Below are 14004 nucleotides of genomic sequence, written 5' to 3'. Positions count from 1 at the left end.
CGTCCTCGTCAGAACCAGAGCCGGATGCCGGCGACGAACCGGGTGTCGTCCACGTCCTCGCCGTCGGCGCGCCGGTAGTCGGCGGTATCGCCGAAGGCGCGTTCGCGGCTCAGGCCGATGTACGGCGCGAAGTGGCGGTTGAACTCGTAGCGCAGGCGCAGGCCGGCCTCGACCGTGCTCAGCCCGCGGCCGACGCCGCGCCGGGCGTCGTCCTTGCCGTTCAAATCGACCTCGATCAAGGGTTGCAGGATCAGCCGGTTGGTCAGCAGCAGTTCGTACTCGGCCTCCAGGTTGAGCGCGGTGCGTCCGGATTCGCCGATGTACGCGGTCGCGGCGACTTCGAACTTGTACGGCGACAGGCCCTGCACGCCGAACGCGGCCCAGGTCTGCGAGGACTCGGGACGGAAGTCGTGCTTAAGGCCGGCCACCGCGTCCCACCACGGCGAAATCGCCCGGCCGTACAGCACTTCCAGATCGGCCGATTCGGTGGCGCCGTGCTCGCGCTCGCCCTCGCTGCGCAGCCACAGCCGGTCGGTGTCGGTGCCGATCCAGCCCTGCGCTTCCCAGGCCTGGGCGCTGCCGTGCTCGGCCTCGACCGATTCGAGCCGGTTGAACACCAGGTAATGATTCACCGCCGGCGCGTGCTGCATATGGTGCTGCAGCGGCGGAAACGCCGCGGCGCGGTCGGCGTCGGTCGGCACCGGAATCGGCTCGCGCGGCTCGCCCGCGGCCGCGGCCTTGCGCTCGGCGGGCGGGCGATCGGCCTCGCCGTGGCCCATCTTCGAATGGTCCATCTGCGAATGGTCGACTTCGCCGTGGTTCATCTGCGAGTGGTCCATCGTCGAGTGATCGGCCTCGCCATGCTTGGTCTGCGCGCGATCCCGCTGCGCAGGGGCGGCTTCGCCGTGGCCCATCTTCGAGTGATCCATCTGCGAACGATCGGCCTCGGCCGACTGCGTCGCGGGCGCAGCCGCCGGCGGCGGTGCGTGGCCGGCGTGCGCCGACTGCGCCGCGGCGAAGCCCGGCGCCAGGGCCGCGGCGCACAGCGCCAGGCTCAATGCGGAAACATGCGGACGAAGGCGGTTCATTCTTCGACCCTCACTTCGCGCATCATCCCGGCTTCCATGTGGTAGAGCAGATGGCAGTGGTAGGCCCAGCGGCCGAGCGCGTCGGCGCGCACGCGGTAGCTGCGGCGCGTCCCCGGCGGCATGTCGATGGTGTGCTTGCGCAGATGGAATTCGCCGCGCTCGTTCTCCAGGTCGCTCCACAACCCGTGCAGATGGATCGGGTGGGTCATCATGGTGTCGTTGACCAGCACCACCCGCAGACGTTCGCCGTAGGTCATGCGGATCGGCTCGGCGCCTTCGAACTTCTGCCCGTCGAAGGACCAAGCGAACTTCTCCATGTGGCCGGTCAGGTGCAGCTCGATCTCGCGGCCGGGCTCGCGGCCGTCCGGATCGTCGAACAGGCTGCGCATGTCGGCGTAGGTCAGCACCTTGCGGCCGTTGCCGCGCAGGCCGATGCCGGGGTCGTCGAGTTTGGGCGCGACGCTCATCGCGCGCATGTCGATCAGGCGCGGATCGCCCTGCGGCGATGCCGCAGCGCCGTGCTTCGCATGATCGCCTCCGCCCATGTTGGCGCCGCAACCGCCTTCCATGCCCTTCATGCCGCCGCCATGGCCCATGTTGGCGCCGCAGCCGCCCTCCATACCCTTCATGCCGCCCATGTCGTGTCCGCCGTGGCCCATGCCGCCATGACCCATGTCCTCCATGGTCAGCAGCGGGCGCGGATCGTTGCGCGGCACCTCGGCCTGCAGGCCCTCGCGCACCGCCAGGGTGCCGCGCACGTAGCCGGTGCGGGCATTGTCCTGGCAGAAGATCGTGTAGGCGTCCTGGCCGCTGGGTTCGACCAGCACATCGAAGGTCTCGGCTACGGCGATGCGGAACTCGTCGACCGTGACCGGGTGGATGTACTGGCCGTCGGCGGCGACCACGGTCATCTTCAGCCCCGGGATGCGCACGTCGAAGTAGGTCATCGCCGAGCCGTTGACGAAGCGCAGCAGCACCTTTTCGCCGGGCCGGAACAGGCCGGTCCAGTTGCCGGCCGGGGTGCGGCCGTTGAGCAGGTAGGTGTAGGTATGGCCGTTGACGTCGGACAGGTCGGTCGGGGTCATCCGCATCCGCCCCCATTCGCCGCGGTCGCGCAGGGTTTCGCGCAGGCCGCGTTCGCGCGCGTCGCGCATGAAATCGCCGACCGTGCGCTTGTAGTAGTTGTCGTAGCTCGACATCTTCTTGAGCCGGCGGAACAGCGCCGCCGGGTCCAGGTCGGTCCAGTCCGACAGCAACAGCACGTGCTCGCGGTCGTAACGGAACGGCGCCGGCTCGCGCGGGTCGATCACGATCGCGCCGTACAGGCCGGCCTGTTCCTGGAACAGCGAATGGCTGTGGTACCAGTAGGTGCCGGACTGGCCGACCTTGAACCGGTAGACGTAGCTCTCGCCCGGGCGGATGCCGTCGAAGCTCAGCCCCGGCACGCCGTCCATGTTGGCCGGCAGGATCAGGCCGTGCCAGTGGATCGAGGTCATGCCCTCGCGCAGGCGGTTGGCCACGCGCAGGGTCACGGTATCGCCTTCGCGCCAGCGCAGCAGCGGCGCCGGCAGGCTGCCGTTGACGGTGATCGCCTGGCGCACGCGACCGGTGAAATCGACCGGCGCGGCGCCGATCGAGAGGTCGAATTCGGTGCCGCTGAGCACTTGCGGCGCGGTCGCCAGCGGCGCGGCGGCGGCGTTGCGCCACAGGCCGCTGCCGGCGACCAGGCCGCCGACGGCCAGGCCGGCGACGAAGCGGCGGCGGCCGGCGTCGGGCGGATGCGCGGCGTCGTTGCCGCCGAAACGGGAGTATCGGTTCATCAGACCTTCCTTGCGGGAAGCGTCGCGAGCAGTGTCGCGAAGCATTCGGGTCCGGGCAAGCGCAGCGCGGCTGCGGCCACGGACGGGCGCTGCAGGCCGCACGCCTGTGGCGCGCAGCGCTGCGGGTGGCGGAGCGTGGGCTCCGGCGCGGGACTCAGGCGATGGGAGGCCGGATCAGGCGATTGGATTCGGCGTTCGGCGCGCCGGTTTCCGCCGGCAGGGCCGGAGCCGCGGCCGCCAGCGGCGCAGGCAAGGGCAGGGCGATGCGGACGATCGCCGCGGCCTGCAGGCAATCGCATTGGCACAAGGCCTGTCCGCAGCAATCGTCGTCGCCGGCGGGCGCGCCGTCCGGCGCGGTCGGTTCAGGGACGGCCGTCGGTGCCGGCGCGGTGCCGTCTTCGTGGCCATGGCAACTGGCCTGCGCCTCGGCTGCGGCCGATGCGTCGGCGACGGCCGCGACGGGTGCGGCAACGCGATCGGATCCGCGTCCGCCGTGCATCGCATGCGCTCCGCTCACGGACATGGCCGCCGTCGCATAGCCGTTCAGGCTCAGGGCGACGATCAGCAGCACGCGCAGCAGTAGCGAATACAAGGTCATGAGGCGCCGACAGGAGTGCGGGGCACAGGATGGTGCAGGCCGACTTGGGTTTCAAGCCGAATCGCCCGCCCGCGTCGCGCAGCATGCAACCTTCCCACGTGGGAAGGTCAAGCCGCGGGCCGGCGCGTCATCGCGCCAGATCGCCGTATTCGGTGTACAGCACGCGCTCGACCCGGGCCCGGCCGACGCGGTCGCCGACGCGCAACTCGCCCAGGCCGCGGGCCCACGGCCGACGCAACGGGCGGCCTTCGTCGAGCGCGGCGCCGGTCGCGGAGCCGTCGATGCGGACGATCTGGTCCATGTCCGGCGCGGCTTCGATGCGATGGGCGAGAAAACGTTCGCGACCGCCGCCGAAAGCGATCCAGGCCGCGGCATCGGGCTTGCGCCCGGGTTCGAAGCGGCGGAAATGCACGATCCGGCCCACGCCGACCTGCAGGTCGCGTGCGATCGGCGTGCCGCCGCGCTCGAAATGGCCGCGGTAGAGGTCGGCGCGGAAGCTCGCCCCGGGCTTGATCGTGTCCGGCAGCACCCAGCGCTCGCTCGGTACCAGGGTGTAGTAGTGCTGCGGATGCCCGGCGGCGTCTTCGCGATAGCGCGTCAGCGCCTGCGCCGGCAGTTGCGCCTGGAAGATCAGCTGGTAGTCGTGCGGCGAGTGCGGCATCGGCAGATGCGACAGATAGACCGTGTCGACGCCGGCCACCAGCATGCCGTGAGTGTTGGGCGGGTCGGCGAATTCGCCCGTCTGAGGCACGCGGGCGAAAGCGTAGTGCGGGTGCGTGTCCTGGTGCAGGAAGTCGCCGAGCGCCTCGACCTCGGCCCGCCAGCGCGGCAGGATCGCGCCGTCCAGGGCCAGACCGTGTTCGTCGGGCTGCACGGTGCTGCCCAGCGGGTACAGTTCGCCGGGGCGCGCGCTCATCTCGATGTGCGCGCCCAGTACCTGCGTCACCGGCCGTCGCCGGGCGAACGCGGCCAGGCGTGCGGCGCTGGCGCGGTAAGCGCGCAGATCGCGCACGGTCAGCAGGCCCGGATACAGGCTATCGCCGCTGAACAGACTGCGCGTGAGCGGATCGTAGACGGCGATATGCGCCGGGTCGTGGCCCGGCAGCGGCAGCACGCGCAGTTCGCGGCTGCCCAAGTCGAAGCCAGCTTCGCCTTCGGGCCAGCGCGCCAGGCCGAAGAACGCGGCGACTTCCTGGACCGGTCGGCCGACCACCTGGGTGTGCGGACGATCGCGGAACACGGCGTCGCCGTACATGTGATCGCGATGCGAGTGGGTATGCGCGACCACCAGCGGCAAGAGTTCGCTGCGGCCGCGTTCGCGTTGCCATTGCGCGAGCAACTCGTCGACGGCGGCGCGCAGCGGCAGCGCGGTGCCGACGGCGGGCTCGGCGCCGCTGTCGAGCAATAGCGCGCGATCCTCGCCGGCGAGCAGGTACAGGAACGGCGCCTCGAAGTTGGAGGCCTTGGACTGGCGCAGGATCCACAGACCCGGCGCGGCCGCCTGCACCTGCAGGGCGGGCTCGCCGGCGGCACCGTGGATCCAGCGGCGCGGCAGCTCCAGGGCGCGGCCGGGCAGGGCGGCGCAGAGCAGGGCGGCGGGCAAGAGCGCGCGCAACAGCAGATGCGAAAGAGGCATGCGGAATCGGGCGAGGAAAGCCCGGATTATCTCCGCTGGCGGCGGTTCCGCCAGCCCGGCGCGACGCGAACCGCTGCTGTCCTGCAACACGCGGCCCGGCGCAGCCGCATCCGCGCCACACCCGAACCGTGAACCCGGCCTGGAAACCGGATCATCTGCGCTTCCGCCGCGGCCGGCGCCGTTGACAGCGCTGTCATTGAGAGGACATTCGAGCGGCCTGCGCACGCGGGCGCCTCCCCATCGCTTGCAGGAGAACCGGCTCATGAATCCCACGCGCTTGGCAACGACCGCCTTGCTCGCATCGCTGTTCGGCCTGGCCGCGGCAATGCCCGCCGCCGCGCAGACCCTGGTCTGGCGGGACGAATTCAACGGTCCGTCGATCGACCGCAACCGCTGGACTTACGACGTCGGCGACGGCTGCCAGATCGGCCTGTGCGGCTGGGGCAACAGCGAATTGCAGTACTACACCAGCCGGCCGGAGAACGCGCGGATCGAGAACGGACGGCTGGTGATCGAAGCCCGGCGCGAGGCCTTCGGCAGCCGCGCGTTCACCTCGGCGCGGCTCAAGACCGAGGGCCGGCTGCACTTCAAGTACGGCACCCTAGAGGCGCGGATCAAGGTGCCGGACCTGCGCAACGGCCTGTGGCCGGCGTACTGGATGCTCGGCACGGTCGGCAACTGGCCGGCGCGCGGCGAGATCGACCTGGTCGAAATGGGCTCGGCCGCGGCGATCGGCGCCGGGCTGACCAATCGCCGGGTCGGCGCGGCGGTGCATTGGGACTACCAGGGTTCGCAGGCCGATTACGGCCGCGACTACGACAGCCCCAGCGACCTGTCCGGTGGCTTCCACGTCTATCGCATGACCTGGGACCCGCAGTTCATCCGCGTCTCCATCGACGGCCGGCCGTACTTCGAGTTCGCGATTTCCGACATCGAGGGCGCCTCGCTGCACGAGTTCCACCAGCAGCACTTCCTGCTGCTGAACCTGGCCGTCGGCGGCAGCTACACCGGCATCTATTCCAACGCCGGGATCAGCGCGCCGCTACCCGGCAAGATGGAGATCGACTACATCCGCCTGTACCAGAACCCGGGCAGCGAGCTGTACACCGGCGCCAACGCACCCGCCGGCAAGTTCGGCGTCTACACCGAGCGCGGCGACATGAACGCGCGCCTGAACTACGGCAGCGACGCCGAGCTGTACTTGTGGAACAACCTGACTCCGATCGCCGCGCCGGCGTACGAGGGTAGCCAGTCGATGGCCTTCCGCGCCAACGCCGGCGCGTGGTACGGGCTCGGCGTGTACACCGGCTATCGCAACATGAGCCGCTTCGGCAACGGCCGGCTCAAGTTCCATATGCGCACCACCGCCGGCAACAGTTTCAAGATCGGCCTCAACAGTTCCTTAGGCGACAGCTGGATCGTGTTCGCCCCCGGTGGCCAGCAATACGGCCTGGTCCGCGACGGCAACTGGCACGAAGTCAGCATCCCGTTCAGCGCCTTCCACGACCTCGACCTGCATGCGCTGAAGCAGATGTTCATGCTCGCCGCCGATCCGCCCGGGTCGAACGTCGATGTCTTCATCGACAACGTTTACTACCAGGACTACTGATCGCAGCGCAGCGGCGCACGATCGCGATGCGACGCCGCACGGTCGTTCCGGACCGTGCGGCGCAGCACATTATCCGGCGCGCATCGCCGGCGTTATCGCCTTGCCAAGCTCGCCGGCTGCGCTTACTTTATTGCCCATTCGACGGCGCCCCATCGCCCGTCCCTCAGCCAGCCGGCGCCCACGCCCGCAAGCTCGACCATCCCCCAGAGCTTGCAGGTGCTTCCGTGAAATCCACTCGCGGCGCGATCGACGCGCCAGCCCGTCTTCGTTCGTGCGCGCTGTCGCAGCCGTGCGCGTCATGCCCTGTCGCCGATACGTGCGGAGGCGCGCCATGATCGGCGACGCCAATGGACTGGCGCGCCAAGACACCGGCAACGACACCGCCGCCGTCGCAGCGCTCGCGATCGCCGGCGCCGCCTCGCCGCTGTTGTCGGGCTATCAGCCGCACGACTCGCTGTTCTCTTCCTCGCATCAGCAATGGCATGCGCGCGGGCTGTTGGCGCCGCTGACCCGGGCGATCGACGACGACCTGGCCGGCGCGGCCGAGCGCTTGCTCGCGCAGACCGCGCTCGAACACGGCCGGCTGCCGCTGCTCGGCGCAGTGCCGTTCGACCGCGGCCAGGGCGCGTGCCTGTGGCTGCCGAGTCAGGCGGTGTTCGCCGCCGGCCGCGCACGCCATCGCGGCGCGGCGTTGAGCGCGGTGCCCGGCAACGAACGGCCCAGGCCGGCGATCGAGTCGGTGCCGGCGCCGGCCCAGTTCAAGCGCAACGTCGAACGCTCGCTGGCGCAGATCCGCGACGGCGGACTGCGTAAGGTGGTGATGTCGCGCAGCCTGCGCATCGGCGCGCGGGTCGACGTTCCGCAGCTGTTGTCGCAACTGCTGGCGCGTGCGCCCTCGGCCTACACCTTCGCCATGGACCTGGCCGCGGTGCAGGGCGCGCCGGCCTGCCTGATCGGCTCCAGCCCGGAACTGCTGCTGGCCAAGCGCGGTGCGCGCATCGTCTCCAATCCGCTGGCCGGCTCGATCCCGCGCGTCGCCGATCCCGACGAGGATGCGCGCCGCGCCCGCGGCCTGCTCGAATCGGCCAAGGACCTGCACGAGCATGCCTTGGTGGTCGAGGCGGTGGCCGCCAGCCTGGCCCCGTACTGTCGCGAGTTGCAGGTGCCGGCGACGCCGTCGCTGCTGGCGACGCCGACCATGTGGCATCTGTCGACCCGCGTCGACGGCGTGCTGAAAGATCCGGCCACCAGTTCGCTGCGCCTGGCCCTGGCCTTGCATCCGACCCCGGCGGTGTGCGGCGCGCCGACCCAGCTCGCGCGCGACGCGATCCGCGAACTGGAAGGCTACGACCGCGGCCTGTTCACCGGCCTGGTCGGCTGGTGCGACGCCGACGGCGACGGCGAATGGGCGGTGACGATCCGGTGCGCCCTGGTCGAGGAACAGCAGGCGACCGTGTTCGCCGGAGCCGGCATCGTCGCCGGCTCGGAACCCGAGGCCGAGCTGACCGAAACCAGCGCCAAGCTCGGCACCATGCTCGGCGCGATGGGCCTGGCGCATGCCGTGGAGGCGGGGGAGGGCGAGGCATGAGCGTAGCGGCGCAGGCGCAGGGGGACGCGCATCTGGACGGCTTCGTGCCGTGGCCGGCGGACTTCGCCCGGCGTTATCGCGAGCGCGGTTACTGGGCCGGGATCGGCCTGTACACGCGGTTGGCGCAAGTGGCGGCGCAGCATCCGCAGCGGATCGCGCTGGTCTGCGGCGAGCGCCGCTGGACCTACGCCGAATTCGACCGCCGCGTGCGCGCTTTCGCCGCCGGCCTGCGCCGGATCGGCATCGTGGCGCGCGACCGGGTGGTGTTGCAGCTGCCGAACCTGGCCGAACACTACGTCGCCTGCTACGCGCTGTTCCGGATCGGCGCGCTGCCGGTGTTCGCCTTGCCGGCGCACCGGCGCGCCGAGATCGGCTACTTCGTCGGCCACGCCCAGGCCCGCGCCGCCATCGTCGCCGACCGCGACGGCGGCTTCGACTACCGCGACCTGCTGCGCGAACTGCAGGCCGAGCACGCCTGCCTGCAGCAGGCGATCGTGGTCGGCGAGGCGCAGGAATTCCACGCATTCGATGCGCTGTACGACGCGCCGCTGCCGACCGGAGATCCGGCCGACGGCCCGGATGCGGGCGAGGTCGCCTTCCTGCAGCTGTCCGGCGGTAGCACCGGCGTGCCCAAGCTGATCCCGCGCACCCACGACGATTATCTGTACAGCGTCCGCGCCAGCGCCCGGATCTGCGGCCTCGACGAGCGCTGCGTCTACCTGTGCGCGCTGCCGGCGGCGCACAACTTCCCGATGAGTTCGCCCGGCGCCCTGGGGGTGTTCGATGCCGGCGGCTGCGTGGTGTTGGCGCGGCGGCCCGAGGCCGAGGCCTGTTTCGAACTGATCCAGCGCGAGCGGGTCAGCCTGACCGCGGTGGTGCCGGCGCTGGCGCTGGCCTGGCTGGAGTCGGGCGCACGCCGGCGCTACGACCTGTCCAGCCTGGACACGATCCAGATCGGCGGCGCGCACCTCGCCGGCGATGTCGCCCGGCGCGTGCCCGAGGCCTTCGGTTGCCGCCTGCAGCAGGTGTTCGGCATGGCCGAAGGGCTGGTCAACTACACCCGCGACGACGATCCGGCCGAGCTGGCGTTGACCAGCCAAGGGCGCCCGATCAGCGAGGACGACGAGATCCGCATCGTCGACGACGAAGACGTCGACGTGGCCGAGGGCGAGATCGGGCATCTGCTGACCCGCGGCCCCTACACGATCCGCGGCTACTACCGGGCGCAGGCGCACAACGCACGCGCCTTCACCGCCGACGGCTTCTATCGCACCGGCGATCGGGTGCGGCGTCTGCCCAGCGGCCATCTGGTGGTCGAAGGCCGGGCCAAGGACCTGGTCAACCGCGGCGGCGAGAAGATCGCCGCGGAAGAGGTCGAAAGCCATCTGCTCGCTCATCCGGCGGTGTTCGACGCCGCCCTGGTGGCGATGCCGGACCGCTGGCTGGGCGAGAAGAGCTGCGCCTTCGTGGTGCTGCGCGAGCCGGCGCCGGCGCCGCGCGAGCTGCAGCGCTTCGTGCGCGAGCGCGGCGTCGCCGCCTACAAGGTGCCCGACCGGATCGAAGTGTTGGCGCAACTGCCGCGCACCGCGGTCGGCAAGATCGACAAGAAAGCCCTGCGCGCGCGCTTCGAGCCCGCCGACGCGAGCTCCACCGCGGCGTCGGCGGCCGGCTCCATTTCTACAGCGCCCATTCCAACAGCGCCCGTTTCGACGGCGCCCACCTCAGCGACTTCCATTTCAGCGACCGCAGACCCGACATGACCATCCCCACCATCGCCAGCTACCCCATGCCGGGCGCCGAACGCCTGCCCGCCAATCGCGTCGACTGGCGTCCGGACCCGGCGCGGGCGGTGCTGCTGATCCACGACATGCAGGACTATTTCCTCGCCTTCTACGACCGCGGCCAGGCGCCGGTGCCGGAACTGATCGGCAACATCCGCGCCCTGCGCGAAGCCTGCGACGGCGCCGGCGTGCCGGTGGTCTACACCGCCCAGCCCGGCGAGCAGAGCGCCAGCCAGCGCGGCCTGTTGCAACCCTGGTGGGGTCCGGGCATCACCGCCAAGCCGGAACTGACCCCGGTCGCGAGCGAAATCGCGCCGCGGCCGCAGGACACGGTGCTGACCAAGTGGCGCTACAGCGCCTTCGTCTCCAGCGACCTGCGCGAGCGCATGCGCGCGCAAGGCCGCGACCAGTTGATCGTGTGCGGCATCTACGCCCACATCGGCTGCATGATGACCGTCGCCGACGCCTTCATGCACGACATCCAACCGTTCCTGATCGGCGATGCAGTCGCCGATTTTTCCGCCCAGGAGCATGCGATGGCGCTGGACTACGTCTCGCGCCGCTGCGGCGTGGTGATCGGCCGCGCCGCCTGCGAGGCCGCCCTGGGCGCAGGCCTGGGCTTGCCGCGCAGCCTGGCGCAGTTGCGCAGCGAACTGGCGCAGATCATCGAAGTGCCGCTGGACGAAGTCGGCAGCGAGGACAATCCGTTCGAGATCGGCCTGGATTCGATCCGGCTGATGAGCCTGCTGGAACGCTGGTCGGCCGGCGGCGAACGGATCGGCCTGGTCGAACTGGCCGAGCGCGCCAGCGTCGCCGACTGGTGGCAGTTGATCGATTCGCGCCGGGCGGCCTGATGAGCGCACCGGAGTCCTTGGCCCTGACCGGGCCGCAATACGGCATGTGGGCGGCGCAGCAGCTCGATCCGGACAGCCCATCCTTGTGGACCGCCGAAGCGGTCGAACTGGAAGGCGAGCTCGATATCCAGGCCTTGCGCGCAGCGGTCCTGGACACCTTGCGCGCCTGCGACGCCCTGCATATGCGCTATCGCGAGGGCGAAGACGGGCTGTCTCAGAGCCTGGATCCCGCGCGCGGGGTGGAGTGGCCGCTGATCGACTGTTCGAACGCCGTCGATCCCTGGAGCGAAGCGCGCGAGTGGATGCGCGGCGATCTGGCGCGGCGCGCCGATCTGCGACAGGGCCCCTTGTTCGCCAGCGCGCTGATCCGGCTCGGTCCGCAGCGGCACCTGTGGTATCTGCGCGTGCACCACATCGCCCTGGACGGCTTCGCTTACCTGCTGCTGATCCACCGCGTCGCCGAGCTGTACAGTGCCGCGGTCGGTGGGCGTGCGGCGGCGCCGGCGCGGGACTGGTCGCTGGCGCCGGTGGTGGCCGAGGACGCCGCGTATCGGCAGTCGTCGCGTTGCGCCGAGGATCGCGCGTTCTGGCTCGAGCGCTTCGCCGGCGCCGGCGAGCCGGTCACGCTCGGGCGCAAATGCGCGCCCGACGACAGCTCGCATTCGCTGCGGCGCCTGCTGCCGCCGGCGCAGTACCAGGCCTGGCAAGGCGCGGCGCGGGCGGTCGGCGCCGACTGGGCCAGTTGGCTGGTCGCGGCGATCGCGGCCTGGATGCATGCGCGCAGTAGCGCGCGCGAGATCGCGCTCGGCCTGTTGGTGATGAACCGGCTCGGCAGCGCCGCGCTGGGCGTGCCGTGCATGGCGATGAACGTGGTACCGCTGCGGATCGCGCTGGACCCGGCGCAGGGTTTCGACGTCCTGGTCCGCGAGGTTGCCGCCGAGTTGCGCGCCCTGCGCCCGCACCAGCGCTACAACTACGAATGGCTGCGCGGCGATCTCGGCCTGGCCGACAGCCATGCGCAGTTGTACGGGCCGGTGCTGAACCTGATGCCGTTCGACCGCGGTTTCATCTTCGAAGGCCTGCGCAGTCGCGCCCACCCGGTATCGGTGGGGTCGGTCGAAGACCTCGACATCACCGTTTCGCCCTTGCCCGACGGACTGCGCCTGGATCTGGAAGCCAATCCGCAGGCCTATCCGCTTGAGGTGCTGGAAGCGCACCAGGTGGCGCTGCTGGGCTTGCTGGACGCGGTCATCGCCGCACCCCAGGCCACGCTGGCGACGCTGATCGAGCGCAGCCGCGATACCGCCGCGGAGGCCGCATGAGCGCGCCGTCGCGTCCGCGGCTGCTGCGGGTCGCGCGCATCGTCCAGCGCAGCCCGCAGATGCGCCGGATCACCCTGGCCGGCGCCGAGCTGGCCGGGTTTCCGCTCGGCAGCGAGGGCGCCCACATCAAGCTGCTGTTCCCCGCGGTCGCCGGCGAAGCGCCGGCGCTGCCGAGCCTGGGCGAGCGCGGCCCGGTGTGGCCGGCGGACGCGCCGCGCCCGCACGTGCGCACCTACACCGTGGCGCGCCTGGACGCGCAGGCCAACGAACTCGACGTCGACATCGTCCTGCACGGCGACGACGGCCCGGCCTCGCGCTGGGCGGCGACCGCGCGCCCCGGCGATCCGCTCGGCCTGGCCGGCCCGGGCGGCCCGCCGCTGTTCCAGCCGCAGGCCGAGCGTTTCCTGCTGATCGGCGACCCGAGCAGCTATGCGCTGATGTGCGCGGTGATCGCGCAATTGCCGGCACAGGCGCGGGTCGACGCGCTGCTGGAAGTGCCCGATGCCGGCGAAATTCTCGACCTGCCGGCGCATCCGCGCCTGCATGCGCGCTGGTTCTCGCGCGACGGCGCGCCGGCCGCGCCGAGCCGGTTGCTGCTGGAGGCCCTGCGGACGATGCCGTGGCCGGCCGAGCAGGCCTGGTCGGTGACCCTGGCCGGCGAAACCGCGCAAGTGGTGGCGATCCGCGACTTCCTCGCCCGCGAGCGCGAGGTGCCGCGCTCGATGATGTACGCGGTTCCGTACTGGAAAGAAAGTTGGGACGAAGACCGCTACCACGAGGAACGGCACCGGATCATGGATGCGTTCGACGAGGCGGCGGCATGAGCGCTGTCGCGGCGATCCGCAGCGAAGGCGAGTTCGCCGGGCGACTGGTCCTGGTCACCGGTGCGGCACAGGGCATCGGCGCCGCCACCGCACAGCGGCTGGCGGTGCAGGGCGCGCGGTTGGTGCTGATCGATCGCGATGGCGATGCGTTGGCGGCCACCGCCGCGGCCTTGCGCGAGGCCGGCGCCGAGGTCGCCGCGACCGCATTGGATCTGACCGATGCCGGCGCGGTCGAGGCCGCGGTGGCGGCGATCGAATGCGAACGCGGTTCGATCGAGCACCTGGCCCATGTCGCCGGCATCCTGCGCGTCGGCGCCAGCCTCGATCTCGATTTCGAGGACTGGGACGCGTGCATGGCGGTCAATGCGCGCGCGGTGTTCGCGACCACCCGCGCGGTCGCCCGGCGCATGCGCGAACGCGGCCGCGGCAGCATCGTCGCGGTCGGCTCCAATGCCGCCGCCGCGCCGCGGGTCGGCATGGCCGCGTATGCCGCATCCAAGGCCGCCGCCCACCAGTACCTGCGCTGCCTGGCGCTGGAACTGGCGCCGCACGGCATCCGCTGCAACATCGTCTCGCCGGGCTCGACCGACACCGCAATGCAACGCGCCTTCGCCGGCGACGAAAGCGCGCGGCGCGAGATCCTCGACGGCGTGCCGGCGCGCTATCGGCTCGGCATTCCGCTGCGCCGCATCGCCGATCCCGACGACATCGCCGAAGCGATCTGCTTCCTGCTGTCCGATCGCGCCCGCCACATCACCCTGCACGATCTTCGCATCGACGGCGGCGCGACCCTGGACGCCTGAACGCTCCCGGCGAGACGAGTCGTCGCCGCGGCGTGAATCCGGATTTCTTCACGCTGCCGCTGTGCGCGCTTAACGCCGCAA

11 protein-coding genes are annotated in these 14004 nt (G+C 70.9%); 7 read left to right on the top strand and 4 right to left on the bottom strand.

The annotated features are described in order from the left end of the window. Positions 1-8: 8 nt before the first annotated feature. From K4L06_RS18205 to K4L06_RS18190, 4 genes are all read right to left on the bottom strand, one after another. Entirely contained in the window at positions 9-1088 is a 1080-nt protein-coding gene (locus K4L06_RS18205; protein ID WP_221672740.1) for a copper resistance protein B, read from the bottom strand. Continuing rightward, positions 1085-2908: a copper resistance system multicopper oxidase gene (locus K4L06_RS18200; protein ID WP_221672739.1), complete on the bottom strand. Its 1824-nt coding sequence runs from the start codon at positions 2906-2908 to the stop codon at positions 1085-1087. Before K4L06_RS18200 ends, K4L06_RS18205 begins: the two co-directional genes overlap by 4 nt. Before the next feature lie 154 nt (positions 2909-3062). Beyond that, positions 3063-3479: a CopL family metal-binding regulatory protein gene (locus K4L06_RS18195; protein WP_221672738.1), complete on the bottom strand. Its 417-nt coding sequence runs from the start codon at positions 3477-3479 to the stop codon at positions 3063-3065. 154 nt (positions 3480-3633) lie between these two features. Beyond that, complete coding sequence (locus K4L06_RS18190; protein ID WP_221672737.1) at positions 3634-5142, bottom strand: MBL fold metallo-hydrolase; 1509 nt, start codon at positions 5140-5142, stop codon at positions 3634-3636. Between the two features lie 262 nt (positions 5143-5404). Between K4L06_RS18190 and K4L06_RS18185 the strand changes: the two genes are divergently transcribed. From K4L06_RS18185 to K4L06_RS18155, 7 genes are all read left to right on the top strand, one after another. Further along, complete coding sequence (locus K4L06_RS18185; RefSeq protein WP_221672736.1) at positions 5405-6751, top strand: glycoside hydrolase family 16 protein; 1347 nt, start codon at positions 5405-5407, stop codon at positions 6749-6751. 331 nt (positions 6752-7082) lie between these two features. Then, the gene (locus tag K4L06_RS18180) at positions 7083-8339 is read left to right on the top strand and encodes an isochorismate synthase (protein WP_221672735.1); all 1257 of its coding nucleotides are present in this window, start codon (positions 7083-7085) and stop codon (positions 8337-8339) included. Continuing rightward, positions 8336-10099 carry a (2,3-dihydroxybenzoyl)adenylate synthase gene (locus K4L06_RS18175; protein ID WP_221672734.1) on the top strand — a complete coding sequence of 588 codons (1764 nt, stop codon included), beginning with the start codon at positions 8336-8338 and terminating at the stop codon, positions 10097-10099. Before K4L06_RS18180 ends, K4L06_RS18175 begins: the two co-directional genes overlap by 4 nt. Next, a complete protein-coding gene (locus K4L06_RS18170) occupies positions 10096-10974 on the top strand; it encodes an isochorismatase (protein ID WP_221672733.1) in 879 nt (292 codons plus the stop codon). Before K4L06_RS18175 ends, K4L06_RS18170 begins: the two co-directional genes overlap by 4 nt. After that, entirely contained in the window at positions 10974-12296 is a 1323-nt protein-coding gene (locus K4L06_RS18165) for a condensation domain-containing protein (protein ID WP_221672732.1), read from the top strand. The genes K4L06_RS18170 and K4L06_RS18165 overlap by 1 nt, the downstream gene beginning before the upstream one ends. Then, positions 12293-13120, top strand: coding sequence for a siderophore-interacting protein (locus K4L06_RS18160; RefSeq protein WP_221672731.1), 828 nt, complete (start codon positions 12293-12295; stop codon positions 13118-13120). Before K4L06_RS18165 ends, K4L06_RS18160 begins: the two co-directional genes overlap by 4 nt. Continuing rightward, on the top strand, positions 13117-13923 hold the full coding sequence (locus tag K4L06_RS18155) for a 2,3-dihydro-2,3-dihydroxybenzoate dehydrogenase (protein ID WP_255595217.1): 807 nt from the start codon (positions 13117-13119) through the stop codon (positions 13921-13923). Before K4L06_RS18160 ends, K4L06_RS18155 begins: the two co-directional genes overlap by 4 nt. Positions 13924-14004 lie beyond the last annotated feature (81 nt).

It is taken from the genome of Lysobacter sp. BMK333-48F3 (assembly GCF_019733395.1).
GTDB lineage: Bacteria > Pseudomonadota > Gammaproteobacteria > Xanthomonadales > Xanthomonadaceae > Lysobacter.
Note: the sequence above shows the minus strand (reverse complement) of the source record. Positions and strands in the feature narration are given on the sequence as shown.

Bases quoted from the DNA above. Each gene is read 5' to 3' on its own strand.
- K4L06_RS18205 (WP_221672740.1), bottom strand. From the start codon at position 1,088: ATGAACCGCCTTCGTCCGCATGTTTCCGCATTGAGCCTGGCGCTGTGC.
- K4L06_RS18200 (WP_221672739.1), bottom strand. From the start codon at position 2,908: ATGAACCGATACTCCCGTTTCGGCGGCAACGACGCCGCGCATCCGCCC.
- K4L06_RS18190 (WP_221672737.1), bottom strand. From the start codon at position 5,142: ATGCCTCTTTCGCATCTGCTGTTGCGCGCGCTCTTGCCCGCCGCCCTG.
- K4L06_RS18185 (WP_221672736.1), top strand. From the start codon at position 5,405: ATGAATCCCACGCGCTTGGCAACGACCGCCTTGCTCGCATCGCTGTTC.
- K4L06_RS18180 (WP_221672735.1), top strand. From the start codon at position 7,083: ATGATCGGCGACGCCAATGGACTGGCGCGCCAAGACACCGGCAACGAC.
- K4L06_RS18175 (WP_221672734.1), top strand. From the start codon at position 8,336: ATGAGCGTAGCGGCGCAGGCGCAGGGGGACGCGCATCTGGACGGCTTC.
- K4L06_RS18170 (WP_221672733.1), top strand. From the start codon at position 10,096: ATGACCATCCCCACCATCGCCAGCTACCCCATGCCGGGCGCCGAACGC.
- K4L06_RS18165 (WP_221672732.1), top strand. From the start codon at position 10,974: ATGAGCGCACCGGAGTCCTTGGCCCTGACCGGGCCGCAATACGGCATG.
- K4L06_RS18160 (WP_221672731.1), top strand. From the start codon at position 12,293: ATGAGCGCGCCGTCGCGTCCGCGGCTGCTGCGGGTCGCGCGCATCGTC.
- K4L06_RS18155 (WP_255595217.1), top strand. From the start codon at position 13,117: ATGAGCGCTGTCGCGGCGATCCGCAGCGAAGGCGAGTTCGCCGGGCGA.